The organism is Streptomyces parvus (genome assembly GCF_014648875.1).
Classification (GTDB): Bacteria; Actinomycetota; Actinomycetes; order Streptomycetales; family Streptomycetaceae; genus Streptomyces; species Streptomyces parvus.
Genome location: NZ_BMRY01000001.1, coordinates 120,620 through 146,620, shown reverse-complemented (window position 1 = coordinate 146,620; position 26,001 = coordinate 120,620). Strand labels below are relative to the sequence as shown.

Annotated in this window: 22 protein-coding genes; 14 read left to right on the top strand and 8 right to left on the bottom strand. The window is 71.5% G+C overall.

Annotation, left to right across the window (positions count from 1 at the left end; translation table 11 throughout):
• Nucleotides 1-28: 28 nt before the first annotated feature.
• Nucleotides 29-1,012: an ArsR/SmtB family transcription factor gene (locus IE140_RS00590; protein WP_150196056.1), complete on the bottom strand. Its 984-nt coding sequence runs from the start codon at nt 1,010-1,012 to the stop codon at nt 29-31.
• Nucleotides 1,013-1,115: 103 nt separating this feature from the next.
• On the opposite strand from IE140_RS00590, the gene IE140_RS00585 reads away from it, so the two are divergent.
• The 7 genes from IE140_RS00585 (at nt 1,116) to IE140_RS00555 (ending at nt 7,959) form a co-directional block, all read left to right on the top strand.
• The gene (locus tag IE140_RS00585; RefSeq protein ID WP_189459968.1) at nt 1,116-2,525 is read left to right on the top strand and encodes an MFS transporter; all 1,410 of its coding nucleotides are present in this window, start codon (nt 1,116-1,118) and stop codon (nt 2,523-2,525) included.
• A gap of 10 nt (nt 2,526-2,535) precedes the next feature.
• Complete coding sequence (locus tag IE140_RS00580) at nt 2,536-3,045, top strand: MarR family winged helix-turn-helix transcriptional regulator (protein WP_010060117.1); 510 nt, start codon at nt 2,536-2,538, stop codon at nt 3,043-3,045.
• Between the two features lie 101 nt (nt 3,046-3,146).
• Nucleotides 3,147-3,473, top strand: a complete 327-nt coding sequence (locus IE140_RS00575; protein WP_029182238.1) for a DUF3817 domain-containing protein — start codon at nt 3,147-3,149, stop codon at nt 3,471-3,473.
• Between the two features lie 93 nt (nt 3,474-3,566).
• Nucleotides 3,567-5,267 (top strand): coenzyme B12-dependent isobutyryl-CoA mutase large subunit, encoded by a 1,701-nt coding sequence (icmA, locus tag IE140_RS00570; protein WP_032779019.1) that lies wholly within the window; start codon nt 3,567-3,569, stop codon nt 5,265-5,267.
• A 393-nt stretch (nt 5,268-5,660) separates the two neighbouring features.
• Nucleotides 5,661-6,299 carry a sporulation delaying protein family toxin gene (locus tag IE140_RS00565; RefSeq protein ID WP_128806461.1) on the top strand — a complete coding sequence of 213 codons (639 nt, stop codon included), beginning with the start codon at nt 5,661-5,663 and terminating at the stop codon, nt 6,297-6,299.
• A 146-nt stretch (nt 6,300-6,445) separates the two neighbouring features.
• Nucleotides 6,446-7,042, top strand: a complete 597-nt coding sequence (locus tag IE140_RS00560) for an SdpA family antimicrobial peptide system protein (RefSeq protein WP_093440347.1) — start codon at nt 6,446-6,448, stop codon at nt 7,040-7,042.
• Complete coding sequence (locus IE140_RS00555) at nt 7,039-7,959, top strand: sporulation-delaying protein SdpB family protein (protein ID WP_150193518.1); 921 nt, start codon at nt 7,039-7,041, stop codon at nt 7,957-7,959. Before IE140_RS00560 ends, IE140_RS00555 begins: the two co-directional genes overlap by 4 nt.
• On the opposite strand, the gene IE140_RS00550 is transcribed toward IE140_RS00555, so the two are convergent.
• On the bottom strand, nt 7,913-8,539 hold the full coding sequence (locus IE140_RS00550) for a TetR/AcrR family transcriptional regulator (RefSeq protein WP_032770390.1): 627 nt from the start codon (nt 8,537-8,539) through the stop codon (nt 7,913-7,915). The genes IE140_RS00555 and IE140_RS00550 overlap by 47 nt on opposite strands.
• A gap of 399 nt (nt 8,540-8,938) precedes the next feature.
• On the opposite strand from IE140_RS00550, the gene IE140_RS00545 reads away from it, so the two are divergent.
• The 4 genes from IE140_RS00545 (at nt 8,939) to IE140_RS00530 (ending at nt 13,163) form a co-directional block, all read left to right on the top strand.
• Nucleotides 8,939-9,910 carry a tetratricopeptide repeat protein gene (locus tag IE140_RS00545; RefSeq protein WP_150193519.1) on the top strand — a complete coding sequence of 324 codons (972 nt, stop codon included), beginning with the start codon at nt 8,939-8,941 and terminating at the stop codon, nt 9,908-9,910.
• 628 nt (nt 9,911-10,538) lie between these two features.
• Nucleotides 10,539-11,192, top strand: a complete 654-nt coding sequence (locus IE140_RS00540) for a DUF6230 family protein (protein WP_010072170.1) — start codon at nt 10,539-10,541, stop codon at nt 11,190-11,192.
• Between the two features lie 95 nt (nt 11,193-11,287).
• Nucleotides 11,288-11,833 carry a DUF6114 domain-containing protein gene (locus tag IE140_RS00535; protein ID WP_032779025.1) on the top strand — a complete coding sequence of 182 codons (546 nt, stop codon included), beginning with the start codon at nt 11,288-11,290 and terminating at the stop codon, nt 11,831-11,833.
• Nucleotides 11,823-13,163, top strand: coding sequence for a hypothetical protein (locus IE140_RS00530; protein ID WP_150193520.1), 1,341 nt, complete (start codon nt 11,823-11,825; stop codon nt 13,161-13,163). Before IE140_RS00535 ends, IE140_RS00530 begins: the two co-directional genes overlap by 11 nt.
• Before the next feature lie 99 nt (nt 13,164-13,262).
• Here IE140_RS00530 and pyk read toward each other — a convergent pair whose 3' ends face one another.
• The 3 genes from pyk to pta form a co-directional block, all read right to left on the bottom strand.
• Nucleotides 13,263-14,693, bottom strand: a complete 1,431-nt coding sequence (gene pyk, locus IE140_RS00525; protein ID WP_032770382.1) for a pyruvate kinase — start codon at nt 14,691-14,693, stop codon at nt 13,263-13,265.
• A 74-nt stretch (nt 14,694-14,767) separates the two neighbouring features.
• Nucleotides 14,768-16,009 (bottom strand): acetate kinase, encoded by a 1,242-nt coding sequence (locus IE140_RS00520; protein WP_078567258.1) that lies wholly within the window; start codon nt 16,007-16,009, stop codon nt 14,768-14,770.
• 53 nt (nt 16,010-16,062) lie between these two features.
• Nucleotides 16,063-18,144: a phosphate acetyltransferase gene (gene pta, locus IE140_RS00515; RefSeq protein ID WP_093440338.1), complete on the bottom strand. Its 2,082-nt coding sequence runs from the start codon at nt 18,142-18,144 to the stop codon at nt 16,063-16,065.
• 339 nt (nt 18,145-18,483) lie between these two features.
• Here pta and IE140_RS00510 point away from each other — a divergent pair, with 339 nt between their 5' ends.
• Entirely contained in the window at nt 18,484-19,509 is a 1,026-nt protein-coding gene (locus IE140_RS00510; protein WP_032770377.1) for an ATP-dependent 6-phosphofructokinase, read from the top strand.
• A gap of 52 nt (nt 19,510-19,561) precedes the next feature.
• On the opposite strand, the gene IE140_RS00505 is transcribed toward IE140_RS00510, so the two are convergent.
• The 3 genes from IE140_RS00505 to IE140_RS00495 form a co-directional block, all read right to left on the bottom strand.
• On the bottom strand, nt 19,562-20,266 hold the full coding sequence (locus tag IE140_RS00505; protein ID WP_189459965.1) for a helix-turn-helix domain-containing protein: 705 nt from the start codon (nt 20,264-20,266) through the stop codon (nt 19,562-19,564).
• A gap of 181 nt (nt 20,267-20,447) precedes the next feature.
• A complete protein-coding gene (locus IE140_RS00500) occupies nt 20,448-21,122 on the bottom strand; it encodes a response regulator (protein ID WP_032779031.1) in 675 nt (224 codons plus the stop codon).
• On the bottom strand, nt 21,119-22,831 hold the full coding sequence (locus IE140_RS00495) for a sensor histidine kinase (protein WP_150193521.1): 1,713 nt from the start codon (nt 22,829-22,831) through the stop codon (nt 21,119-21,121). Before IE140_RS00495 ends, IE140_RS00500 begins: the two co-directional genes overlap by 4 nt.
• A 171-nt stretch (nt 22,832-23,002) precedes the next feature.
• On the opposite strand from IE140_RS00495, the gene IE140_RS00490 reads away from it, so the two are divergent.
• Both IE140_RS00490 and IE140_RS00485 read left to right on the top strand, forming a co-directional pair.
• A complete protein-coding gene (locus IE140_RS00490; protein WP_093440333.1) occupies nt 23,003-24,373 on the top strand; it encodes a cation:dicarboxylate symporter family transporter in 1,371 nt (456 codons plus the stop codon).
• Between the two features lie 283 nt (nt 24,374-24,656).
• Complete coding sequence (locus tag IE140_RS00485) at nt 24,657-25,967, top strand: LAETG motif-containing sortase-dependent surface protein (RefSeq protein ID WP_150193522.1); 1,311 nt, start codon at nt 24,657-24,659, stop codon at nt 25,965-25,967.
• The last annotated feature ends 34 nt before the right edge of the window (nt 25,968-26,001 follow it).

Below are 26,001 nucleotides of genomic sequence, written 5' to 3'. Positions count from 1 at the left end.
GTCGGTACGTACGTCCGCGGGCGCGCCCTCAGTCCGAGGCGGCCAGGGCGATCCCCAGCGGGGTGCGCTCGTACAGCACCTGGTGGCCGTAGCGCCGCGAGGTCAGCAGCCCCGCCCCGCGCAGCACGGACAGATGGGCCGAGACGGACGAGGCGGCCAGGCCCAGCCGGTGGGCCAGCGCACTCGTCCCGGCCGGTTCGTCCAGCGCGCACAGCACATCGGCCCGGACCCGGCCCAGCAGCCGGGCGAGGGCTTCCGGCGTCCGCTCCCCGGCCTCGCTCCACAGCCCGCCGATCCCGCGCGCAGGGTAGATCAGCCCGGGCTGCCAGGGCTCCAGGTGGCCGCCGACCACCTCGGGCCAGACGAAGACGCTCGGCATCAGCACCAGCCCCTGGCCGCCCAGCACCTGGTGGTGGTCGCCCCGCGTCCCCTTCACGGTGAGCGTCGAACCGTTCCAGCTCAGCTGGGTGCTCACCTCGCCCAGCAGCCCTTCCAGACCGCTGTCCGCCAGCCGCCGGGAGTGGTAGGCGATGTCCGCCTCCAGCAGGGCCCGCAGCCGGGGCCAGTACGGCTCGATCAGGGTCCGCCAGACCTGCTCCAGCAGATCGGCGAGCTCCTGCACGGCCCGTGCCGGATCGGCCAGCAGGCGCCGGCCCGTCGCGGATTCCCGGGCGGCGGGCCGTTCCGCCAGCGCCAGCGCCATGTCCGCCCACGCCACCTCCGGGTCGACCGCCCGGACGCCCGCGATCTCCTCGTCGAAGGTGGCGAACGGGCCGATCGGCGGCGGGCAGATGAAGTCCGGGTTGTGGCCGCCGTCCGGCATCAGCAGCCACAGCGGCTCCAGGTCCAGGGTCGCGGCCGCCTCCCGGATCCGGCGGAGCCACGGCAGGTGGTAGCCGTGCCGGTGGGGACGGGCCAGGGTGCGCACGGCCTCCTGGGTCTCGAACAGCGGGGACAGGGCGAACCGGCAGCGCAGCAGGTCGCTCTCGCTGAAGTGCAGCTGGAACGGCACGCCTCTCCCTCCGCGGCGAAGCCCCCGCGGGCCCGCGGGGCTGAACATTCGGCCTGAGCCGAAAGTCTACGGAGGGCGGGGGTCCTGGCCCCAGTCTCGTCCCATGCCGACCGACAGCCCCGCCCCGGCGGACACCCCCTGTACCACGCCCGCCCCGGCGGCGCAGTCCCCGGCTCCGCCCCCGGAGCGTGCCGCCCTCCCCGACCCGGGCTCCGCGCCCACGCTCCGGGGCCCCGTCGCCCCGAAATCCGAGCCCGCCGCCCCGCGCGGCTACCGCGCGGTCTTCGCCGTCGCCGAGTTCCGGGCCGTCTTCGCCGCGCATCTGCTCTCGCTGCTCGGCGTCGTCGTCAGCGAGCTCGCGCTCACCGTGCTCGTCTACGACCTCACCGGCTCCCCGCTGCTCAGCGCGCTGACGTTCGCGCTCGGGCTGCTCCCGTACATCGTCGGCGGCACCCTCTTCGCCGGGGTCGCCGACCGTTACCCGGCCCGCCGCGTCCTGGTCGTCTGCGATCTGCTCTGCGCGGCCTGCGTCGCCGTGATGCTCGTGCCCGCCACCCCGGTCGCCGGACTCCTCGCCCTGCGCTGCCTGGTCGCCGCGATCGCGCCCGTCTTCACCGGGACCCGGATGGCGGCGCTCACCGACATCCTCGGCGAGGGCGACCTCTACGTCCTGGGCCGCTCCCTCCTGCGGATCGTCTCGCAGAGCGCGATGCTCATCGGGTTCGGAACCGGCGGGGTGCTGCTCACCGTGCTGTCCCCGCGCGGCGCGATCACCGTCACCGTGGTGACCTTCCTCTGCTCGGCCGTCCTCCTCCGCTTCGGCACCCAGGACCGTCCCGCCCGCGCCACCGGCGACGGCGGCGGGGCCCTGCTCAAGGAGTCGCTCTCCGGGGCCCGCCTCGTCCTGGGCGACCGCCGCATCCGCGCCCTGATGCTGCTGTTCTGGCTGCCCGCGATGTTCGTCGTGGCCCCCGAGGCGCTCGCCGCCCCGTACGCCGACGCGATCGGGGCCCCGCCCGCTGCGCTCGGGCTGCTGCTCTGCGCGATGGCCGTCGGGCACATCGGGGCCGAACTGTTCGTGGGGTCCGCGCTCAGCCCCCGTAACCGCTCCCGGATCGTCCTGCCGGTCGCCGCCGTCGGCCTGCTGCCGCTCCTCGTGTACGCCGCCCGGCCCGGACTGCCGCTCGCCCTGGCGGCCCTCGCGCTGGCCGGGGCGGGAGCCGCGTACGTCATCGGGCTCGACCAGTGGTTCGTCGACGCCGTGCCCCAGGAACTGCGCGGCCGGGCCATGACCCTGCTCACCGCCGGACTGATGACCGTCCAGGGCCTCGGGATGGCGCTGGCGGGGCTCGCGGCCGAGTTCTTCCCGGTGCACCAGGTGGTCGCCGGATCCGGAATCATCGGTACCGTCTGCGCGCTCCTGCTTGTCGCGGAGGTCCGCAGGACGGCCCCCGGGCAGATGTCCGATACCGAAGGACGAGACGGGGCTGACCGGCATGTGACCAGTCGGTAAGGTCGTTGCCGTGCCGAAGCCGCTCAGCCTTCCCTTCGATCCCATCGCCCGCGCCGACGAGCTCTGGCAGCAGCGCTGGGGACCCGTGCCCTCGATGGGGGCGATCACCTCGATCATGCGGGCCCAGCAGATCCTGCTCGCCGAGGTCGACGCCGTCGTCAAGCCGTACGGGCTGACCTTCGCCCGGTACGAGGCGCTGGTGCTGCTCACCTTCTCCAAGGCCGGGGAACTGCCGATGTCCAAGATCGGTGAGCGGCTGATGGTGCACCCCACCTCGGTCACCAACACCGTGGACCGGCTGGTCAAGTCCGGTCTGGTCGACAAGCGGCCGAACCCCAACGACGGCCGCGGCACCCTCGCCTCCATCACGGACAAGGGCCGCGACGTCGTCGAGGCGGCCACCCGGGACCTGGTCGCGGTCGACTTCGGCCTCGGGGTCTACGACTCCGAGGAGTGCGCCGAGATCTTCGCCATGCTGCGCCCGCTGCGGGTCGCGGCCAAGGACTTCGAGGAGCGCTGAGCGCGGCCTTCCCGTGAGGGGCGTATCTGCGTGAGGCGAGGCTCGGCCGGTGGGAGGGGTCGCGCGAAGATCGCCCCGGACGCCCGGTTACGCTCGATGCCATGAAACAGAACGTGCTCACCCGCTACCGGGTGATGGCCTACGTCACCGCCATCTGGCTGCTCGTCTTCACGGTGGCGATCATCGCGAAGTACGGCTTCGAGACCGGCGACACCATGCTGATCTCCCAGATCCACGGCGTGCTGTTCATCGTCTACGTCGTCTTCGCCTTCGATCTCGGCTCCAAGGCGAAGTGGCCCTTCGGCAAGCTCCTGTGGGTGCTGGCCGCGGGCTGCATCCCCTTCGCCTCGTTCTTCGTCGAACCGAAGGTCAGCCGCGAGGCCCGCGCCCTGGTCACCGACCCGGCCCCGGCTCCCGCGAAGGTCTGACCCGGTACCTCCGGCACACCCGACCGCCCCGCGCACAAAGCGCCGGGCGGTTTGCCATCGACATTTACTAGGACGTCCTAGTAAATTTGAAGTATGGACGCTGACGCGATCGAGGAAGGCCGCCTCCGCTGGCAGGCCCGTTACGACAAGGCCCGCAAGCGTGACGCGGACTTCACCACGCTCTCCGGGGATCCGGTGGAGCCCGCGTACGGGCCCCGCCCCGGCGACACGTACGAGGGATTCGAGCGGATCGGCTGGCCGGGGGAGTACCCCTTCACCCGCGGACTCCACCCCACCGGCTACCGGGGCCGTACGTGGACGATCCGCCAGTTCGCCGGCTTCGGCAACGCACAGCAGACCAACGAGCGCTACAAGATGATCCTCGCGGCGGGCGGCGGCGGCCTCAGCGTCGCCTTCGACATGCCGACGCTGATGGGCCGCGACTCCGACGACCCGCGCTCGCTCGGCGAGGTCGGCCACTGCGGGGTCGCCATCGACTCCGCCGCCGACATGGAGATCCTCTTCGGAGACATCCCCCTCGGCGACGTCACCACCTCCATGACGATCAGCGGCCCGGCCGTCCCCGTCTTCTGCATGTACCTGGTCGCCGCCGAGCGCCAGGGCGTCGATCCGGGCGTGCTCAACGGCACCCTCCAGACCGACATCTTCAAGGAGTACATCGCGCAGAAGGAGTGGCTCTTCCAGCCCGAGCCCCACCTGCGCCTCATCGGCGACCTGATGGAGCACTGCGCCGCCTCCATCCCCGCCTACAAGCCGCTCTCGGTCTCCGGCTACCACATCCGCGAGGCCGGAGCCACGGCCGCGCAGGAGCTGGCGTACACCCTGGCCGACGGCTTCGGCTACGTGGAGCTGGGCCTCTCACGCGGTCTCGACGTCGACACCTTCGCCCCCGGCCTCTCCTTCTTCTTCGACGCCCACCTCGACTTCTTCGAGGAGATCGCCAAGTTCCGCGCCGCCCGCCGCATCTGGGCCCGCTGGATGAAGGAGACGTACGGCGCGAAGACCGACAAGGCGCAGTGGCTCCGCTTCCACACCCAGACCGCCGGGGTCTCCCTCACCGCGCAGCAGCCGTACAACAACGTCGTCCGCACCGCCGTGGAGGCGCTCTCCGCCGTCCTCGGCGGCACGAACTCGCTCCACACCAACGCCCTCGACGAGACCCTCGCGCTCCCCTCCGAGCAGGCCGCCGAGATCGCGCTGCGCACCCAGCAGGTGCTGATGGAGGAGACCGGCGTCGCCAACGTGGCCGACCCGCTGGGCGGCTCCTGGTACGTCGAGCAGCTCACCGACCGGATCGAGGCCGACGCCGAGAAGATCTTCGACCAGATCAGGGAGCGCGGCACCCGGGCCCACCCCGACGGGCAGCACCCCATCGGGCCGATGACCTCCGGCATCCTGCGCGGCATCGAGGACGGCTGGTTCACCGGCGAGATCGCCGAGTCCGCCTTCCAGTACCAGCGCGCCCTGGAGAAGGGCGACAAGCGGGTCGTCGGCGTGAACGTCCACCACGGCTCGGTCACCGGCGACCTGGAGATCCTCCGGGTCAGCCACGAGGTCGAGCGCGACCAGGTCAGCCAGCTCGCCGACCGCAAGGCCGCCCGCGACGACGCCAAGGTCACCGCCGCCCTCGACGCGATGCTGGCCGCCGCCCGCGACGGCTCCAACATGATCGCGCCGATGCTCGACGCCGTACGGGCCGAGGCCACGCTCGGCGAGATCTGCGGGGTGCTGCGCGACGAGTGGGGCGTCTACACGGAGCCGCCGGGCTTCTGAGCCTTGTCAGGAGAGCGTCGGGTCGGACAAGCGCTCGGCCGGGGTTTCCCGGTCGAGCGCTTCGTCGTGCGCGGCGGCCGGGTCCGGCGTCGTGCGCGGCGCGGTGGGCGGCGCCGCCGGTTCCTCGTGTCGGAATGAGCGCCCGGCCCGCCCCGGACCTGCGGTCATCGCGCCCGGACCGGTGCGTCCGGCCGCCGGGAGCGTACGAAGGCCGGGGCGCGCGGGGTACCCCCCTTTCTGGTGGGTACCCCGGTCTCCGGTCGGCTGCTTTGGTTGCCCCCATGGTCGCTCACCCGCCGTCCTCCGCCTGACGTCCGCTCGACGCGGAGCCACGCCGGTACAGCGTTCCCGGACGTGGTCGCGGGACGGTGCGGCGGTGGGCATGGAAAGGAAATGGGAGGCATTCCTGTGCAGTTCTCACCGAAGGTGATCGCCACCGCCCTGGCGGCGGCCGTCGCCCTGGGAGCCGGTGTCGTCGGCACCGCTCACGCGTCCGCGTCGCAGACGGCCCCGCCGGCCGCCCTGGCGGTCAAGAAGGCCGCATCGGCGAAGGAGGACGGCCGCGCCCTGTTCGGCGGCCTGGTCTTCACTCAGGGACGGGTGGCCGACAGCCTCATCGCGGGCGGCTACTACCGGAGTTCGAAGGAGACGCTCAAGGAGAACCGCAGCGTCAAGTCCGTGGCCGCGGTCGGCAAGCTGATGGACGTCATGGAGAAGAGCGAGCCGGGCTTCTTCGCCGGGCTATCGGCGGACCTCCGCAGCGGCGACCCCCGACGGGTCGAAGCAGCACTGGACCACACCTCGGCGCTTCTCAAGAACCACGTCAAGTTCATCGAGAGGAGCGGGGACGGCAGCACCGGGGCGTGTGTCGCCGTCGTCGTCGCGGTGAACGTCGCGGTGGTCGGCAACGTTGTCGCCGTCTACAACGCCGAGGTGGCGTGGGACGTCCAGCACTTCTGGATGGAGCAGCGGCCGATGCTGTCGGCGGAGGAAAGCATCGCCCTCCTGACGACGCTTCTGAAGGACGCCTGACGGCGGCGGGGCGCCCGGAGCCGGTCCCCCGGCCCGGACACCCCGCCGGGCCGACGCGTCAGCCGTCCCGCACCGTTCTTCCCCGGCACCCCGGTGCCGGGGAAGAACGGTGACCGCGTCGAGCAACGAGCGAAGGAAGACCTCCTATGAACTGGCCAGCGAGCGGTCGCCGGTGGGCCCGGCTGTCGATCTCCCCGCCCCGTGCCCGTCGCGTACCACGGTCCCTGGCGGCAGGAGTCACCGCTGTGTGGGCGGTGCTCCTCCTGTATGTGGTGCAGACACAACTACCGGACAACGCAGTGAAGTTGCCGGGACAGGACTCGGTGGAATCCACTACGCGGACCGTGGTCCCCCAAGGGTGGGCGTTCTTCACCAAATCTCCGAGGGAGACGGACATGGACCCCTACGGCCTGGTCGACGGCACCTGGCGCGGCCTGCGGTCGGGCCGGCACGCCGAGTACGGCTTCAATCGGGAGTCGCGAGCCCAGGGCCTGGAGATCGGCCTGCTGTTCTACCAGGTCCAGGACACCAAACCCTTCGCATGCGAACGCCGTGCGCTGACGGACTGTCTCGACCGCGCGAGCGCGGACATCACCCCGGTCGGCAACCCGTCGCCGTCGCCCACCCTGTGCGGCCGGGTCGCGCTGGTCGACCAGCTGCCCGTTCCGTACGCCTGGCGCGACTTCTACGCGGACACCCACACGCCGGAGAGTGTGCGGATCCTGGAGGTGACGTGCGGATGAGATCCTTCCCGTCGCCGTGGACCAACGTCTACGGACTGGCACGCACGCTGGTGGCCCTTGCCACATCGGGCACCCTTCTGTGGAGCGGTTCCGACACGCTCTTCCGCCCGTCCGCGGGCCGCGACGACATCGTGGGCTGCGACGGACTGCGGTCGGTCGGCCTGTTCTGCCACGTTCCCGAGCAACGCCTGGACGTGGCGCGGCTGGTGTGCGTGGCGGTCCTGCTCGTCGTCGCGTCCGGCTGGCGGCCCAGGTGGACGGCGCTGCCGCACCTGTGGATCACGTACAGCGTCTGGGCCAATGTCGCCATCCCGGACGGCGGCGATCAGATCGCGTGCAACCTCGCCGTCCTCCTCGCCCTCGCGGCCCTCGGTGATCCCCGGCGCTGGCACTGGGACGACCCGCCGGAGGAACGGACCGGCTCGGTGCGCTCGCAGGTCACGGCCTTCGCCTGTTGCTCCGCCCTGTTCATGGCCCAGTTGCAGATGTCGTTCCTGTACTTCCAGGCCTGCGTCGCGAAGCTTCCCCATGCGGAGTGGGCGGACGGAACCGCGATGTGGTACTGGACCAACAACCTCGCCTTCGGCGCTCCCGGGTGGCTCCACCCGGTGGTGGACCTCGTCGTCCGGCAGCCTCTGGGGGTCGCGGCGCTGACGTGGGTGCCCCTGTTCATCGAACTGGGCCTCGCTCTGGCCCTGCTGCTGCCGCGGCGCTACCGCCTGTACCTGCTGGTGGCCGGCTTCCTCTTCCATCTCTCCATCGCGCTGATGATGGGGCTGTGGAGCTTCGCCTTCGCCATGTGGGCGGGGCTCGTCCTCCTCTGCCTCCCGCTGGGCGCGGGTCTGCGCGCCGGACCGCGTGCGCGGAGTCTCACCCCGCCTGAGCGCCCGCCAGTCCCAGCAGCAGCAGCGAGGTGAAGCCGCTCGCCCACTCGGCGTCCACCGGCTCCGCGCTCACCAGCGTCCGGTGCACCACCGCTCCGGCGATCACGTCGAAGATCAGGTCCGCGTTGCGGGCGGCGGCCGACGCGTCGTCCTCGTACCGCAGTTCGCCACGGGCCTGGGCGCGCTCCCGGCCCAGCAGCACCAGCCGTTTCTGCCGGTCCACGATGGCCGAGCGGATCCGTCGGCGCAGCGAGTCGTCGCGGGTGGACTCCGCGACCACGGCCATCAGCGCCGTACGGGCCTCCGGCCGCTCCAGCAGCGCGGCGAACTGGAGCACGACGCCCTGCACATCGGCGGCCAGGCTGCCCCGGTCGGGCAGCTCCAGCTCGTCGAAGAGGACCGCGACCGCGTCCACGACGAGTTCGTTCTTGCCCGCCCAGCGCCGGTAGAGGGTCGTCTTGGCGACCCCGGCCCGGGTGGCCACATCGCTCATCGTCAGCTTCGACCAGCCGAGATCCACCAGGGACTCCCGCGTCGCGTCGAGGATCGCGGCATCGGCCGCGGTGCTGCGCGGACGTCCTGTTCGAGTGGCTTTGGGGTCGGTGGCGCTCATGATGCGGCGACCATACCGGTCGGTAGGGAGAACGGTTGCGCCCCGGGGCCCGTGAGACAGATCACCGGGACGATCTGTTCCGGCGGGCTGATCGGCAGTTACGCTACGGGTCGTAGCGTAAGGAAGGTGGCTCGGACCCGCCCCGAACGCCACGGAACACGAACGACAGCCACCGGGGCCTTCAGGGGCCCCAGGCGCCGGGTGGGGACCCGGAGCCGAACGGACCGGCCGGATGGGGATCCGGCAGGTCCACCAGGGTCTTTCAGAGGTCCACCAGGGTCTTTCAGGGGCCCGCGACCGTTCCGGTCCGTACGCCCCCGCACGCCGGCGGGGGCCCGGGCCGGGCCGGTTCTCGCGCTCGCTTTTCGCAGCGGCGTGTTCTCGGGGGAGGATGTACGTATGCAGCCTAGGAACATGTCCATGAGCGGCGTTGTCGACCTCGCCGCGGTCAAGGCGGCCGGAGAGGCCAAGGCCAAGGCGGAGCAGGCCCGCGCGGAGGCCGCCCGCACCGGGGGCGCCGGCGCCGTGTCGCCCGCCGCCCTGGTGATCGACGTCGATGAAGCCGGTTTTGAGCGCGATGTCCTCCAGCGCTCCGCCGAGGTCCCCGTCGTCATCGACTTCTGGGCCGAGTGGTGCGAGCCGTGCAAGCAGCTCGGCCCCCTGCTGGAGCGCCTGGCCGTCGAGTACAACGGCCGCTTCCTGCTGGCCAAGGTCGATGTCGACGCCAACCAGATGCTGATGCAGCAGTTCGGCATCCAGGGCATTCCGGCCGTTTTCGCCGTCGTCGCCGGTCAGGCCCTCCCGCTCTTCCAGGGCGCCGCCCCCGAGGCCCAGATCCGCGAGACGCTGGACCAGCTGATCCAGGTCGGCGAGGAGCGCTTCGGCCTCACCGGGATCGTCGTCGACCCGGACGCCGGGGCGCCGGGCGCGGCCCCGGCCGAGGTGCCGGCCGGTCCCTACGATGCGCTGCTGGAGGCCGCCGCGTCCGCGCTCGACGCCAATGACTTCGGCGGGGCGATCCAGGCGTACAAGAACGTCCTCGTGGACGAACCGGGCAACCCGGAGGCCAAGCTCGGCCTCGCCCAGGCGGAGCTGCTCGGCCGCGTCCAGAGCATGGACCCGCAGGCGGTCCGCAAGGAAGCGGCGGACAATCCGGGCGATGTGGACGCCCAGATCGCCGCGGCCGATCTCGATCTGGTCGGCGGTCATGTCGAGGACGCCTTCGGCCGGCTCGTCGAGGCGGTCCGTCGCACGGCCGGCGACGACCGGAACACCGCACGGCTGCGGCTGCTGGAGCTGTTCGAGGTGATCGGTCCGGAGGACCCCAGGGTCACCGCCGCGCGCACCGCGCTGGCCCGCGTTCTGTTCTGACGAGCCTGATTGTGCCGATGTGACAAGGCGGCCGCACTGCCCACCGGGCGGGGCGGCCGTTTTGCCGTTCTGACGTCGAAGAAGGGCCCCGGAGGCCTTCGCTTTACCAAATCTTGACAAAGATGCAAACTGTTACCCGCAGTAAGTCCGGCGGGCTGTTCTGTCCTGTTTCCAGGAAGTTTCCCGCCATTCCGATGTCCCTTTCGTGCCACCCTGTGTCGCCGCTCGATGCCGCCCTGTCGTCCTCCGGTTATCGGGCCGTTACTAGCCAGTAACGATCCCCCTTGTGTCAGGGCCGTGAATGCACCACGATCGGCCACGCTCGGTCCAATACCTTCAGCCCGGTCTCCAGCCGGTGCCCGAGGGTCTGTTGGGTCCCCACCGGGTGGGCCGGCGGCAGAGGCGCCGGCCGTGGACAGGGGGGTTCCCGCTCACGGGCGGGGCCTGTCCGACCGGCCGTGCGGAACGTGCGGCCAGTGGTTGTCGCTCGGGGGTGAACGCCGGTGGATCGGATGCGGGACACGTCTCCGATACGGGCGCTCTCCTTCCCGAGGACGTAGCACTTCTCCCATCCCAGGACGGGCACGACGCCCGGCCGGAGATGTACGTCCGAGAAGAAGGAGCAAGTATGGGTTCCCAGGTTCGCGGTGGGACGAGATGGAAGCGGTTCGCTCTGGTCATGGTGCCGAGCGTCGCCGCGACGGCCGCGGTGGGCATAGGCCTGGCCCAGGGTGCGCTGGCGGCTTCGTTCAGCGTTTCCGGCCAGAGCTTCAAGGTCAGCACGGACCGTCTTGAGGGCGAGAACTTCGTCCAGTACGGCAGCGTCGCGGTCGGCAAGGACATCGAGGGCGAGAAGGACCAGGCGCACGCGGTCGCGGTGTCGGGCTTCAGCGACGCCAAGATCACCAACATGTGCCAGTCGGTCGTCACGCCGAAGGTCCCCTTCCTCGGCAACGTCAGCCTCATGCTGAACGCCGGCACCAACCCGAAGAAGCCGGTCGTCGCGACCAACCTCTACCTGGACGTCGCGGAGCTCGACGCCGACGCCGACTTCGAGAACATCGACATCGGTGTCGCGGCCGGATCGCTGAAGAAGGAGAACAAGCCCGGGAGCATCGGCATCCAGCCGGGCACCCAGGCCAAGCAGGGCGGCTTCGCGCAGCGCGCCGACAAGGCCGTGCTGACCAACGTGAAGCAGACGGCGTGGGCGACCACGGCCGGCACCTTCAAGCTCAGCGACCTGAAGCTGAGGCTGCACACGGGCGTCAAGGAGTGCTTCTAAGCACTCGCCCGGGTGGCCGGAACACCCCCGGCGGGTCTTCCGGCCGCCCACCCCTTCTCCTTTACGGCAGTACCGGTTCCAGGGAGCTGTTTTCCATGAGCCCCGAGTCCACAGGGCAGAACGAGCACTACATCAGCGTCGCCCGACGACGCTTCCGCACCTGGCGGGGTGACCGGCCGTTCTGGGCGGGTCTGTTCACCATCCTCGGCGGTGCGCCCATCGCCTATTTCCCGTACGCCGACCTGCACCTCGGCAACATGACGCTGACGATGTCCACCACCGCCGGCGCCGGTTCCCTGATCATCGGGGTTCTGCTGATCACGCTGGGTCTGACGATGTGGTTCCACCACATCGTCCGGGTCTTCGCCGGTATCGCGGCGATCCTGCTCGCGCTGATCTCCATACCCGTGGCCAACATCGGCGGCTTCCTCATCGGGTTCCTCTTCGCGCTCGTCGGCGGAGCCCTGTCCATTTCCTGGGCGCCGGGCCGGCCGGAGAGCGAGCAGGCGCCGTCCGACGAGCAGCCGTACGAGGAGCGGCCCGAGGCCGAGCTCCAGGGTGCGGCGGCCGTACCGCAGCAGCAGGGCGCCGAGTTCGACACGGCGGCCGACGCCGACGGTGGGAGGCACCGTGCGGGGTGACGACGAACAGCAGACGAACGCCTACCACCCCGGCGACGGCTTCCGCGAGCGCAAGAGCCCCCGTCACGCGGCCCCCAGGAAGTCGCTGCTGACCAAGCTCCACCTGCCCAGCGGCAAGAAGGCGCTGGCGCTCGCGGCGATGCCGACCGCGGTCTTCGTGGGCATGGGACTGACCCCCAAGCTCGCCCTGGCCGACGACAACGGCGACATTCCCTTCGCACCGGGACCGTGCGTCACCCGGTCCGACGAGCCGAGCGAGAGCGAGTCGCCGAAAGCGACCCCGTCCCCCTCGGCCACGGCGAAGGACGAGAAGGACGACGCCTCCGGCAAGGACGACTCCGCGACCCCGAAGCCCTCGGCGAGCGGTTCCGCCTCCGGCCCGGACGAGGACCCGGCGGCCGACGCGAAGCCGGACGCGGACGTGGACACGTCGGCGCGGTCCGCCGATGAGAAGCCCGCCGACGAGCCCTCCGCGACCCCGACGCCCACGAAGTCGAAGAACCCTCTCGACCCGCTCGGCCTCGGCGACGCCCTCAAGGACCTCTTCGACGGCCCGGACAAGGACGAGGACAAGGCCGAGGAGTCGGCCGACCCGTCCCCGAGCCCCACCTCCGAGGCCCCGGCCCCGTCCGAGCAGCCGGAGAACCCGGCGAAGGACCAGCAGAAGGACCCGGTCGAGGGCGCGGCCGACAAGGCGAAGGAGGCGTCAGACAAGACGGCCGACGCCATCCGCGAGGCGGCGGAGAAGGCCGGCGAGGACGTCGAGGAGCTCGACGAGGACGTCAAGGGACTCGACCCCAAGAAGGACGAGAACATCCCCGACGGCGCCAAGCCCCGCTTCCCGTGCCCCGAGGCCGACCCGGACGCGCTCGCCGCGGCCGAGCTGGAGCCCGGCATCCCGCTGCTCCCGTCCGACCCGTGGACGCTGGAGTCGACGCTGCTCACGCTCCACGGTCTCGACTACCACGGCATCGTCGAGGTGAAGAAGGCGGACGGCAGCATCAAGAAGGTGCTGAAGTTCACCGCCGGCGCCATCGACATCAAGGACCTGCACCAGCTGACCGTCGGCCCCGCGGGCACGACGGGCCATGTGAAGTCGCGGCCCGGCTCCACGTCGACGATCCGCAACGGCGAGGTGACGATGTACACGGAGGAGCTGAAGGGCAACCTCTTCGGCCTCATCCCGATCACCTTCAGCCCCGAGACCCCGCCGCCGCTGAACGTCCCCTTCGCCTTCTTCACCAAGGTGACGGTGAAGCAGGCCGGCCAGTTCGGCGGCACGCTCACCGTGCCCGGACTGAAGAACTACCTGGAGGGCGGCAACGGCTAGCCGCCCCCACGGACCCGTCCGGGAGCCGCACACGACCGTGGCCCGCACCCCCTGTCAGGAGGGGGTGCGGGCCACGGTCGTACCGGCGGGCGCCGCGGGTCAGTCCCGCTCGCCGCCGCCCAGGTGGTGCACCCGGACCATGTTGGTGGTGCCGGGGACGCCGGGGGGCGAGCCGGCGGTGATGACCATCGTGTCGCCGGAGCTGTAGCGGTTCAGCTTGAGCAGCTCCGCGTCGACCAGGTCCACCATCGCGTCGGTGTTGTCCACGTGCGGGACGACGTACGACTCGACGCCCCAGCTCAGGGCGAGCTGGTTGCGGGTGTTCTCGTCCGTGGTGAAGGCCAGGATCGGCTGGGCCGTGCGATAGCGGGAGAGGCGGCGGGCGGTGTCGCCGGACTGGGTGAAGGCCACCAGGGCCTTGCCGTTGAGGAAGTCGGCGATCTCGCAGGCCGCGCGGGCCACCGAACCGCCCTGCGTACGCGGCTTCTTGCCCTGGACCAGCGGCTGGAGGCCCTTGGAGAGCAGCTCCTCCTCGGCGGCGCAGACGATCTTCGACATCGTCTTGACCGTCTCGATCGGGTACGCGCCCACCGAGGACTCGGCGGACAGCATGACCGCGTCCGCGCCGTCCAGGATCGCGTTGGCGACGTCGGACGCCTCGGCGCGGGTCGGCCGCGAGTTGGTGATCATCGACTCCATCATCTGGGTCGCCACGATCACCGGCTTGGCGTTGCGCCGGCACAGCTCCACCAGGCGCTTCTGCACCATCGGGACCTTCTCCAGCGGATACTCCACGGCCAGGTCACCGCGGGCCACCATCACACCGTCGAACGCCGCGACGACGCCCTCCATGTGCTCGACCGCCTGCGGCTTCTCCACCTTGGCGATGACGGGGACCCGGCGGCCCTCCTCGTCCATCACCTTGTGCACGTCCTTGACGTCGTTCGCGTCCCGGACGAAGGAGAGGGCGACCAGGTCGCAGCCCATCCGCAGGGCGAAGCGCAGGTCCTCGACGTCCTTCTCGGACAGGGCCGGGACGTTGACCGCCGCACCGGGCAGGTTGATGCCCTTGTGGTCGGAGATGACACCGCCCTCGATGACGATGGTCTTCACCCGGGGGCCCTCGACCGCGACGACCTTCAGCTCGACGTTGCCGTCGTTGATCAGGATCGGGTCGCCCTTGACGACGTCGCCGGGCAGACCCTTGTAGGTCGTGCCGCAGATCGACTTGTCGCCGGGGACGTCCTCGGAGGTGATGGTGAACTCGTCCCCGCGGACCAGCTCGACCGGGCCCTCGGCGAACTTCGCCAGCCGGATCTTGGGGCCCTGGAGGTCGGCGAGCACGCCCACCGCGCGGCCGGTCTCGGCGGCCGCCTTGCGGACGCGGTCGTAACGGCCCTGGTGTTCCTCGTGGGAGCCGTGGCTGAAGTTGAAACGGGCCACGCTCATGCCGGCCTCGATCAGAGCGACGAGCTGCTCGTGCGAGTCGACGGCGGGACCGAGGGTACAGACGATTTTGGAACGGCGCATGAGGCGGATCCTATCGGTTTGTTTCGCTGCGGAATATTCCGTCTGGTGGAAGATACAAAGGGGCGCGGGGGCGCTCAGTTGTCGCTGTGTACCGGGCTGACGGCGTCACCCCGGCTGACCAGTGCGAACGTCTGCTCGGCGATCTCCAGCTCCTCGTCCGTCGGCACCACGGCGACCGCCACCCGGGCGTATTCCGGCGAGATCAGCCGCGGCTGAGGGGACCGTACGGAGTTGAGCGAGGCGTCCACCGCCATGCCCAGCTCCTCCAGGCCCGCGATGGCAGCTTCCCGCACCGGGGCCGCGTTCTCCCCGACCCCCGCCGTGAACGCCACCGCGTCCACCCGCCCGAGCACCGCCGTGTAGGCGCCGATGTACTTCTTCAGCCGGTGGATGTAGATGTCGAAGGCCAGCGCCGCCCGCTCGTCGCCCTCGTCGATCCGGCGGCGGATCACCCGCATGTCGTTGTCGCCGCACAGGCCGACCAGCCCGCTCCTCTTGTTCAGCAGGACGTCGATCTCGTCGGCCGACATCCCCGCCACCCGCTTCAGGTGGAAGGTGACCGCCGGATCGATGTCCCCGGAGCGCGTACCCATCACGAGCCCTTCCAAAGGCGTCAGCCCCATCGAGGTCTCCACGCACCGCCCGCCCGCGACCGCCGAGGCCGACGCCCCGTTGCCCAGGTGCAGCACGATGACGTTCACCTCCTCGGGGGTCTTCCCCAGCAGCTCGGCCGTCTTCCGCGAGACGTACGCGTGCGAGGTGCCGTGGAAGCCGTAGCGGCGGATCCGGTGCGCGTCGGCGGTCTCCACGTCGATCGCGTACCGCGCGGCCGCCTCCGGCATCGTCGTGTGGAACGCCGTGTCGAACACCGCCACCTGCGGCAGGTCCGGCCGCAGCGCCTGCGCCGTCCGGATCCCGGTGATGTTCGCCGGGTTGTGCAGCGGGGCGACCGGGACGAGCCGCTCGATCTCCTTCAGCACCTCGTCGGTGATGACGGTCGGCGCGCTGAACCGCAGCCCGCCGTGCACCACCCGGTGCCCGATCGCGGCCAGTTCGGGGGAGTCCAGGCCGAGCCCGTCCGCCGCCAGCTCCTCGGCCGCCGCCTTCAGCGCCTCGTCGTGGTCCGCGATCCGGCCCGTACGCTCCCGGGGCTCGGCGCCGCCACCGGCCAGCGGGGTGTGTACCAGGCGCGAGGTCTCCTCGCCGATCCGCTCGACCAGACCCGAGGCGAGCCGCGATCGGTCGCGCATGTCGAGCAGCTGGTACTTCACCGACGAGGAGCCGGAGTTGAGGACGAGGACGCGGTGCGGTTCCACAGGGGCTGCCGTGCTTTCGTGGTCGGGGGAGGGGGCGGAGGAAGGGGCCGGGGTCATGCGGGGCGCTCCTCGCTCTGCGCCTGGATCGCCGTGATCGCCACCGTGTTGACGATGTCCTGGACGAGCGCGCCGCGCGAGAGGTCGTTGACGGGCTTGCGCAGACCCTGGAGCACCGGGCCGACCGCCACGGCGCCCGCCGAGCGCTGCACGGCCTTGTAGGTGTTGTTGCCGGTGTTCAGGTCCGGGAAGATCAGCACGGTCGCCTGCCCGGCCACCTCCGAGTCCGGCAGCTTCGTCGCCGCGACGGACGGCTCGACCGCCGCGTCGTACTGGATCGGCCCCTCCACCCGCAGCTCGGGCCGCTCCGCCCGCACCCGCTCGGTCGCCTCGCGCACCTTGTCCACGTCCGCGCCGGAGCCCGAGGTCCCGGTGGAGTACGACAGCATCGCCACGCGCGGCTCCACGCCGAAGCGGGCCGCCGTCACCGCCGACTGCACCGCGATGTCCGCGAGCTGCTCGGCGTCCGGGTCCGGGTTGACCGCGCAGTCGCCGTACACGAGGACCTTGTCGGCCAGGCACATGAAGAAGACCGAGGAGACGATCGACGCGTCCGGCTTGGTCTTGATGATCTCGAACGCCGGGCGGATCGTCGCGGCCGTGGAGTGCACCGACCCGGACACCATCCCGTCGGCGAGCCCCTCCTGCACCATCAGTGTGCCGAAGTAGTTCACGTCCGCCACCACGTCGTACGCCAGCTCCACCGTCACCCCGCGGTGCGCACGCAGCTGCGCGTACCGCTCGGCGAAGGTCTGCCGCAGCTCCGAGGTGTGCGGGTCGATCAGCTGGGTCTCGGCGAGGTCGATGCCGAGGTCGGCGGCCTTCTTGCGGATCACGTCCACATCGCCGAGGAGCGTGAGGTCGCAGACGTCCCGGCGCAGCAGCACATCGGCCGCGCGCAGCACCCGCTCCTCGGTGCCCTCCGGCAGCACCACGCGCTTGCGGTCGGAACGGGCCTGCTCCAGCAGCTCGTGCTCGAACATCATCGGCGTGACCCGGGCACTGCGGGCCACCGAGATCCGGTCGAGCAGCGCCGCGGTGTCCACGTGACGCTCGAACAGACCGAGGGCGGTCTCCGCCTTGCGCGGCGTCGCCGCGTTCAACTTGCCTTCGAGGGTGAAGAGTTCGGCGGCGGTGGGGAAGGATCCGCCGGCCACCGACACGACCGGGGTCCCCGGTGCGAGCCGGGCGGCCAGCGTGAGTATCTCCTCGCCGGGGCGCTCGTCCAGGGTCAGCAGCACGCCCGCGATGGGCGGGGTGCCCGCGCTGTGCGCGGCCAGCGAGCCCACCACCAGGTCCGCGCGGTCCCCGGGGGTGACCACCATGCACCCGGGCGTCAGCGCGTTCAGCAGATTCGGCAGCATGGCCCCGCCGAACACGAAGTCGAGCGCGTCGCGCGCGAGACCCGAATCGTCGCCGAGCAGCACCGTGCCGTTCAGCGCCGCGGTGATCTGGGCGACCGTGGGGGCCGAGAGCGCCGGGTCGTCCGGCAGTACGGAGACGGGGACGGGCAGCCGGGCCGCCAGCCGCTCCGCTATCGCCGCGCGGTCCTCGGCGGCGACCCGGTTCACCACCATGGCCAGCACGTCGCAGCCGAGACCGGCGTAGGCGCGGTAGGCGTTGCGGGTCTCGGCGCGCACGGACTCCGCGGTCTGCCCCTTGCCGCCGACCACCGCGATCACGGAGGCCCCGAACTCGTTGGCCAGCCGGGCGTTCAGCGCCAGCTCGTCGGGGAGCTGGGTGTCCGCGAAGTCGCTGCCCAGCACGAGGACCGCCTCGTACTCCCTGGCCACCTGGTGGAACCGGTCGACGAGCCGCGAGACCAGCTCGTCGGTGCCCTTCTCCGCCTGGACGGCGGAGGCCTCGTGGTAGTCCAGGCCGTAGACGGTGGCGGGGCTCTGGGAGAGCCGGTAGCGGGCCCGCAGCAGCTCGTAGAGCCGGTCGGGACCGTCATGGACCAGCGGGCGGAAGACCCCGACCCGGTCCACCTGACGCGTCAGAAGCTCCATGACTCCCAGCTCGACGACCTGCCGGCCGTCCCCCCGGTCGATCCCGGTCACGTACACGCTCCGCGCCACGCGCGCTCTCCCGTCCATGTTCGTGCCGCGACCCGCGGGGCGTCCGGACGTGCGGTGCTGCCCCCGTGCCCGCCCGGTGTTCCGCCGGATGCGGCATTGGCCTGCATTGCCTCTTGACGATACCTGCGGGGACCGCTATATCGCCCGCCGGAGGTCCCGGCGGGCGACGGCCCCAGGTCCCGTCTTTCGGGTTTCCCCTCCCCACGGGTGCCCGCCCCGGCCCGGCCGAAAGCGCGGGGTCCGTGCCCGGCGTGGGACAATCGTCGCGGTTCAGGGCAGGGGGGCCGCCACGGTCGGCCTCCTGGAAAAGCGCGACTAGCGAGCAGGAGACATACCTCGATGCGCATCGGCATTCTCACCGCGGGCGGCGACTGCCCCGGCCTGAACGCAGTGATCCGGTCGGTCGTCCACCGGGCCGTCGTCGGCCACGGCGACGAGGTCATCGGCTTCGAGGACGGCTTCAAGGGGCTGCTCGACGGCCACTTCCGTCCCCTCGACCTCAACGCGGTCAGCGGCATCCTGGCCCGCGGCGGCACCATCCTCGGCTCCGCCCGGCTGGAGCGCGACCGGCTGCGCGAGGCCGCCGAGAACTGCGAGGAGCTGGCCCGCCGTTACGGCATCGACGCGCTCATCCCGATCGGCGGCGAGGGCACGCTCACCGCGGCCCGCATGCTCTCCGATGCCGGGATGCCGGTCGTCGGCGTCCCGAAGACCATCGACAACGACATCTCCTCCACCGACCGCACGTTCGGGTTCGACACGGCGGTGGGCGTCGCGACCGAGGCCATAGACCGTCTGAAGACCACCGCCGAGTCGCACCAGCGCGTGATGGTCGTCGAGGTCATGGGACGGCACGCCGGCTGGATCGCGCTGGAGTCCGGGATGGCCGGCGGCGCCCACGGCATCTGCCTGCCCGAGCGCCCCTTCCAGGTCGACGACCTGGTCAAGATGGTCGAGGAACGGTTCGCGCGCGGCAAGAAGTTCGCCGTCATCTGCGTCGCCGAGGGCGCGCACCCGGCCGAGGGCTCCATGCCGTACGCCAAGGGCGAGATCGACCAGTACGGCCACGAGCGCTTCCAGGGCATCGGCAACCGCCTCGCCATCGAGCTGGAGACCCGGCTCGGCAAGGAAGCCCGGCCGGTCATTCTCGGCCATGTCCAGCGCGGCGGCACGCCCACCGCGTACGACCGGGTGCTCGCCACCCGCTTCGGCTGGCACGCCGTGGAGGCCGTGCACCGCGGCGAGTTCGGCCGGATGACCGCCCTGCGCGGCACCGACATCGCGATGGTCCCGCTCGCCGAGGCCGTCACCCAGCTGAAGCGGGTGCCCGCCGACCGGATGTACGAGGCCGAGTCGGTCTTCTGAGACCTCCCGGTCGCTTCGAACCGCACGGGCCGCACGGGCGGCCCGTGCGGAGTCACACTCCGGCGGTCCGCCAGAACTGCTCCACCACCCGGGCCAGGAACGCCCGGCCCGCGTCGCCCGTCGATCCGGAGCGCTCCTGGCCGGTGCTGCTCCAGCTCAGTGTCGAGACCATCAGGGCCTGGTAGTCGGTGTGCAGCTGCTCCAGCACGTCCTGGATCAGCGCCCGGTCCAGCGGCACGACCTTGGCCACCGGCCGGACGTACGCCTGCCAGCGCGTGGCGACCGCGCTGCTCAACAACTCCGCCAGCTCCTCGTCGCGGCCCGTCGCCGTCAGGAACTGGGCCGCCGTCAGACCCAGCGCCCGGCACAGCGCCGCCGACTGTTTCTCGTTGCCCCGCCAGCGCCCCGACTCCTCCATCCGCAGGTACGAGGCGCCGGTCATCCCCAGCTGCCGGGCCAGCTCGTCCACGGTCAGGTCCCGGGTCATCCGGTGCTCGCGCAGGGTGGTGGCGGCGGCCAGCAACTCCCCGGGCGCGCACCACAGGACGCCGGCGAGGGCGGTCAGCTCGCGTTCCCCGGGGGTCGCGATGCCGCGCTCCCAGGCGATGACGGTCTCTGCGCTGATCCGGAGTCCGTACTGGGCGGCGAGCCCGTAGGCGACATGGCCGGGAGCCATCCCCAGTGCCTCGCGGAGACGGCGCGCGGCGGGGGCGTTGAAGGGCGGGGTGGGGTGCACGGGCCCACCGTAGAAGTCCATTTCCGCCCTGGCTACGGTACGTTCCCCACAGAACACGCTTCGTAGGAACCTCCAGCCGCGAACCGGGCGGGCGGTACGGGAAACCCGTCTCACCAGCGCTTTCTTCTGCATCCCCGGGGGAGGCCATCAGGGCCGCGAAACCGACCAGAAAGCGCTTGTCGGCTGATGGCCTCCCGAGCGGTCAGCGCCCCGCGGCCAGCCAGCTGTAGTGCAACTCCGGTCGGCCGACCTGCCCATAATGTGGACGCCTCGCAGCGCTGCCGACGGTCACCAGATGCTCCAGATACCGCCGGGCCGTGATCCGGGAGATGCCGAGCCGCTCCCCGGCGGCGGCCGCCGTCACCCCTTCCGGGGACTCCTTCAGCACCCCGGTCACCGCCTCCAGCGTCGGTCCGCTGAGCCCCTTGGGCAGCGCGGCCGGATGCGCGACCCGCAGCGCGCCCAGCGCCCGGTCTACCTCCTCCTGGCCGCTCGCCTCCCCGGCGACGCCCCGGAACTCCGCGTACCGCACCAGCCGGTCCCGCAGCGTGGGGTACGTGAACGGCTTCAGCACGTACTGCACGACGCCCAGCGACACCCCCTCCCGCACCACCGCCAGATCCCGGGCCGAGGTCACCGCGATCACATCCGCCCCGTGGCCGGAGGCCCGCAGCGAACGCAGCAGCCCGAGCCCGTGGCCGTCGGGCAGATAGAGGTCGAGCAGCAGCAGGTCCACCGGGGTCCGCTCCAGCGCGCGCACCGCCGCCGCCCGGGTGTGGGCCACCGCGGTCACGGTGAAGCCCTCGACCCGCTCCACGTACATCTGGTGGGCGTCGGCGGCCACCGGATCGTCCTCCACCACCAGCACTCTGATCACGCCGTGACCTCCTTCGCCCGGGCCCCCGCCGCTTCCGACTTCGCCGTACGGTCCCTGAGCGGCAGCCGTACGGTGAACCGTGCCCCGCCGTCCGGACCCGCGTCCAGCTCCACCGTGCCCCCGTTGCGGTGCGCCGCCTGCCGGACCAGCGCCAGGCCGAGGCCCCGCCCCGCCCCGTGTGTGGACCAGCCGCGCCGGAACACCTCGTCCGCCGCCTCCGGACCGATGCCCGCCCCCGTGTCCGCCACCCGCAGCAGCAGCTCCCGCTCGTCGGCGAGCGCGGTCACCGTCACCCGGGCCCGGCCCGCCGGAACCCCGGCCGCCCGGGGCCCGGGCACCGCGGCCCCGGACTCCGCCGGCCCCTCCGCACCCTCGGGACCCTCCGACGCCGCGTCCACCGCGTTGTCGATCAGATTGCCCAGGATCGTCACCAGATCCCGCTGGGCCAGCGACGGCGGCAGCGCCCCGTCGTCGATCAGGCTGTCCTCCGCGAGCACCAGCTCCACCCCCCGCTCGTTCGCCTGGGCCGCCTTGCCCAGCAGCAGCGCGGCCAGCACCGGTTCCTCCACCGCGCCCACCACCCGGTCGGTCAGCACCTGGGCCAGCTCCAGCTCCGCCGTCGCGAAGTCCACGGCCTCCTCCACCCGGCCCAGCTCGATCAGCGACACCACGGTGTGCAGCCGGTTCGCCGCCTCGTGGGCCTGGGAGCGCAGCGCCTGCGTGAACCCGCGCTCGGAGTCCAGCTCCCCGGTCAGCGCCTGGAGCTCGGTGTGGTCCCGCAGGGTCACCACCGTGCCGCGCTGCTCACCGCCCACCACCGGACGGGTGTTGACCACGATCACCCGGTCCGCCGTCAGGTGCAGCTCGTCCACCCGCGACTCCGACGCCAGCAGCGCCCCGGTCAGCGGCGCGGGCAGGGCCAGCTCGTCGACCGTACGGCCGACCGCCTCCGTGTCCGGCCCCAGGCCCAGCAGCTCCCGCCCGGCGTCGTTGATCAGCGCGACCCGCCGCCGCCCGTCCAGCATCAGCAGCCCCTCGCGCACCGCGTGCAGGGTGGCCTGGTGGTAGTCGTGCAGCCGGCTCAGCTCGGCCGCGTTCATCCCGTGCGTGTGCCGCCGCAGCCGGGCGTTGATCACGTACGTACCGATGCCGCCGAGTGCCAGCGCCCCGCCCGCCGCCAGCGCGAGGGCACCGAGCTGCTCCCGGACCTGCGAGGAGACCCGGTCCACGGTGATGCCCGCGCTGACCAGGCCGACGATCCTCCCGCCGTCGCGGATCGGGGTCACCACCCGTATCGAGGGGCCCAGCGTGCCGGTGTACGTCTCGGTGAAGGTCTGGCCGCGCAGGGCCTTCGCGGTGTTCCCGAGGAAGGTGTCCCCGATCTGGCTGGTGTCCGGGTGCGTCCAGCGCACCCGCTCCGTGTCCATGATCGTGACGAAGGCGATCCCGGTGTCCTCCCGCACCCGCTCCGCGTACGGCTGGAGTACCGCCGACGGGTCCGGGGTGCGGATGGCCTCCCGTACGGAGGGGGAATCGGCCACCGCGAGAGCCGCCACCCGCACCTGCCGGGCGGCCGTCTCCTCGGCCTGCGCGCTGCCGGAGGCGTACGCGAACACGGCGCACCCGGCCACCACGGCGGCGATGAGCACGACCTGCATGGCGAAGAGCTGGCCCGCCAGGCTGCGGGGGCGGGTACGGGGGAGGCGCATACCCCACAGTCTGCCTGGCCCGGCCGGACGCTCCCAGAGCTCTCCCGCGTGGCCGGAAAACGACTGTGAACGATATGAACGCAAGGGTGACCGGGGTCACAGGCCGGTGGATAGTCACCGAAGCCCCCAGGGACGGGGGCGCAACCCCTGACCGAGCCGAGGAGCCCCACCATGGCTGTGGCAGCCAAACAACGGGACCGCACCCACTACCTGTACATCGCCGTGATCGCCGCCGTGGCGCTCGGCATCCTGGTGGGCTTCGCGGCCCCCGGGGTGGCCGTCGAGCTGAAGCCCATCGGCGCCGGATTCGTGAACCTGATCAAGATGATGATCTCGCCGATCATCTTCTGCACGATCGTCCTGGGCGTCGGCTCGGTCCGCAAGGCCGCCAAGGTCGGCGCGGTCGGCGGTCTGGCGCTGGGCTACTTCCTGGTCATGTCGACCGTGGCCCTCGCCATCGGCCTGCTGGTCGGCAACTTCCTGGAGCCCGGCTCCACCCTCCACATCACCGAGGCCGCCCGCGAGGCGGGAGCGGAGCAGGCCGGCGGCGCCGGCGAGTCCACCGCCGACTTCCTGCTCGGCATCATCCCGACCACGATCGTCTCCGCCTTCACCGAGGGCGAGGTCCTCCAGACCCTCCTCGTCGCGCTCCTCGCGGGCTTCGCGCTCCAGGCGATGGGCAGGGCCGGTGAGCCGATCATCCGCGGCATCACGCACATCCAGCGCCTCGTCTTCCGCATCCTCGCCATGATCATGTGGGCCGCCCCGGTCGGCGCGTTCGGCGCGATCGCCGCGGTGGTCGGCGAGACCGGCCTGGACGCCCTGAAGTCCCTGGCGATCATCATGATCGGCTTCTACGTCACCTGCGCGCTGTTCGTCTTCGTGGTGCTCGGCGCGCTGCTCCGCATGATCGCCGGGGTGAACCTGTTCTCGCTGCTGAAGTACCTGGGCCGCGAGTTCCTGCTGATCCTCTCCACCTCCTCCTCCGAGTCGGCGCTGCCGCGACTGATCGCGAAGATGGAGCACATGGGCGTCAGCAAGCCCGTCGTCGGCATCACCGTGCCGACCGGCTACTCCTTCAACCTCGACGGCACCGCGATCTACCTCACGATGTCCTCGCTCTTCATCGCCAACGCGATGGGCGACCCGCTGAGCGCGGGCGAGCAGATCTCGCTGCTGGTCTTCATGGTCATCGCCTCGAAGGGCGCGGCCGGTGTGACCGGCGCGGGCCTGGCGACCCTGGCCGGCGGCCTCCAGTCGCACCGCCCCGAACTCGTCGACGGCGTCGGCCTGATCGTCGGCATCGACCGCTTCATGAGCGAGGCCCGCGCCCTGACCAACTTCGCGGGCAACGCGGTCGCCACGGTGCTCGTCGGCCACTGGACCAAGGAGATCGACAAGGACCGCGTGGGCGAGGTGCTGGCAGGCCGGATCCCGTTCGACGAGAAGACCCTCGTCGACGACGGCCACGGCCCGGCCCCCTCCGACGAGGTCCCCGAGCAGCGGGACAGCGCGCCCGCCGAGCAGCCCGCCAAGGTCTGACCCGCACCACCACCAGGGCCCGGCGCCACCACGCCGCCCGCCAGGACCGCTGCGGCTTCCCCCCGGCCGCCGCGGTCCGCCCGAGGACACCCGTATCCCCCGGTACGGGTGTCCTCGCGTCGGTGGCGGGTACGAGGCGGCGTGTCCGTGGCCGGTACCGGCCCCTTGTGTCCGTGTTCTGTCACGACCGGTCCGGCCCGGACAACCCTCGCCGTCCAGCACCGGTCCTGAGAGGTGAAGGACCGCAGTCAGCCCCCATGCGCCCCACGACCGAAGGACTTCCATGCGTATCGCCCCTTCCCGCAGCCGTATCCTGCGCGGCGGGACCGCCGCCGTGGCCGCCGCAGCCCTGGTGGCGCTGGGCGCCGTACCGGCGCTCGCCGCCGACCCGGAGCCGGACCTCGGCGTCGGAACGATCGCGCCGGTCAAGGGGGTGCAGCCCGGGAGCTCGTTCTCGACCCCGCTGACCTTCCTCAACAAGGGGACGGCGGAGGTCCCCGAGGCCTGGGTGACGTACGCCGTGTCGCCGGGGCTGGAGGCGGACGAGACGCACAAGAACTGCACCTACGACACCATCGGCTCCTACGACGAGATGCCCGCGTCGAACGTCGCCTCCTGCAAGATCGACCAGCCGCTGAAGCCCGGCGTCGTCTACCGCACGGCGAAGCCCGTCTCGCTCAAGGCGCTCGACTCCGCGTTCCGGGACAACCTGCGGGTGTCGATCGGTGTGCACGAGCCCGGCCCGGACGACGGCGGCTCCACCGAGCCGGTGCCCGGCACCGGCGACCCGCTCACCCTGGTCGAGGAGGGCCCGGCCACCGACGCCGACCGGACGAACCACCCCGAGGCGTACGCCAGGGCGGACGTCACCGCCGCGAACACCGCGGACTTCGCCCTGACCGGCGACGAGAAGCAGGGGAAGGTCGGCGAGAAGGTCACCGCGACGGTGAAGTTCGCCAACAAGGGCCCCGCCCGCGTCCAGGGACTCCCCGACGAGAGCGTCACCACCGTCGACATCCACATCCCCGAGGGCACCTCCGTGGTCAAGCCGCACGACTTCTGCGAGGTGATCACCAAGACCCACTACCGCTGCGGGACCTCCCAGTCCTGGGTGAACGTGAACGGAGGCGAGAGCTACCCCTTCGTCCTGCGCATCGACAAGGCGGTCGGCCGCACCACCGGCGAGGTCTCCTTCACCGGCCAGGAGCGCCCCTTCGACCGGAACGCCGAGAACGACACCGCGCAGATCGTGATCGACACCGGCGAGGACGAGGGCACGGCGGGCTCCTCGGGCTCCTCGGGCTCCTCGGGCTCCAACGGTTCCACCGGCGGTACGGGCGGCTCCTCGTCCACCGGCGGTTCCGGCTCCACCGGCTCCACGGGCAGCACCGGCGGGACGGCCGGTACCTCCGGCGGCTCCGCCGACACGGGCGGCGCGACGGCCGGCGGCGCCACCCCGCAGACCGGCGGCAACCTCGCGGCCACCGGCTCGGACTCCACCGCCCCGCTCATCGGCATGGCGGCCGCCGCGGTGGCCGCGGGCGGCGGCATCCTGTGGGCCGTGCGCAGGCGGTCGGCGGCCCAGGACGGCTGACGACCGGACCGACACGACCGGGCGGGACCCTCAC

Excerpts from the sequence above, each read along its gene's own strand:
- IE140_RS00555 (WP_150193518.1), top strand. The coding sequence starts at position 7,039 with ATGAGATCCTTCCCGTCGCCGTGGACCAACGTCTACGGACTGGCACGC.
- IE140_RS00585 (WP_189459968.1), top strand. The coding sequence starts at position 1,116 with ATGCCGACCGACAGCCCCGCCCCGGCGGACACCCCCTGTACCACGCCC.
- IE140_RS00535 (WP_032779025.1), top strand. The coding sequence starts at position 11,288 with ATGAGCCCCGAGTCCACAGGGCAGAACGAGCACTACATCAGCGTCGCC.
- IE140_RS00560 (WP_093440347.1), top strand. The coding sequence starts at position 6,446 with ATGAACTGGCCAGCGAGCGGTCGCCGGTGGGCCCGGCTGTCGATCTCC.
- IE140_RS00540 (WP_010072170.1), top strand. The coding sequence starts at position 10,539 with ATGGGTTCCCAGGTTCGCGGTGGGACGAGATGGAAGCGGTTCGCTCTG.
- IE140_RS00550 (WP_032770390.1), bottom strand. The coding sequence starts at position 8,539 with ATGAGCGCCACCGACCCCAAAGCCACTCGAACAGGACGTCCGCGCAGC.
- IE140_RS00490 (WP_093440333.1), top strand. The coding sequence starts at position 23,003 with ATGGCTGTGGCAGCCAAACAACGGGACCGCACCCACTACCTGTACATC.
- IE140_RS00510 (WP_032770377.1), top strand. The coding sequence starts at position 18,484 with ATGCGCATCGGCATTCTCACCGCGGGCGGCGACTGCCCCGGCCTGAAC.
- icmA (WP_032779019.1), top strand. The coding sequence starts at position 3,567 with ATGGACGCTGACGCGATCGAGGAAGGCCGCCTCCGCTGGCAGGCCCGT.
- IE140_RS00575 (WP_029182238.1), top strand. The coding sequence starts at position 3,147 with ATGAAACAGAACGTGCTCACCCGCTACCGGGTGATGGCCTACGTCACC.
- pyk (WP_032770382.1), bottom strand. The coding sequence starts at position 14,693 with ATGCGCCGTTCCAAAATCGTCTGTACCCTCGGTCCCGCCGTCGACTCG.
- IE140_RS00505 (WP_189459965.1), bottom strand. The coding sequence starts at position 20,266 with ATGGACTTCTACGGTGGGCCCGTGCACCCCACCCCGCCCTTCAACGCC.
- IE140_RS00565 (WP_128806461.1), top strand. The coding sequence starts at position 5,661 with ATGGGAGGCATTCCTGTGCAGTTCTCACCGAAGGTGATCGCCACCGCC.
- IE140_RS00485 (WP_150193522.1), top strand. The coding sequence starts at position 24,657 with ATGCGTATCGCCCCTTCCCGCAGCCGTATCCTGCGCGGCGGGACCGCC.
- IE140_RS00495 (WP_150193521.1), bottom strand. The coding sequence starts at position 22,831 with ATGCGCCTCCCCCGTACCCGCCCCCGCAGCCTGGCGGGCCAGCTCTTC.
- IE140_RS00545 (WP_150193519.1), top strand. The coding sequence starts at position 8,939 with ATGCAGCCTAGGAACATGTCCATGAGCGGCGTTGTCGACCTCGCCGCG.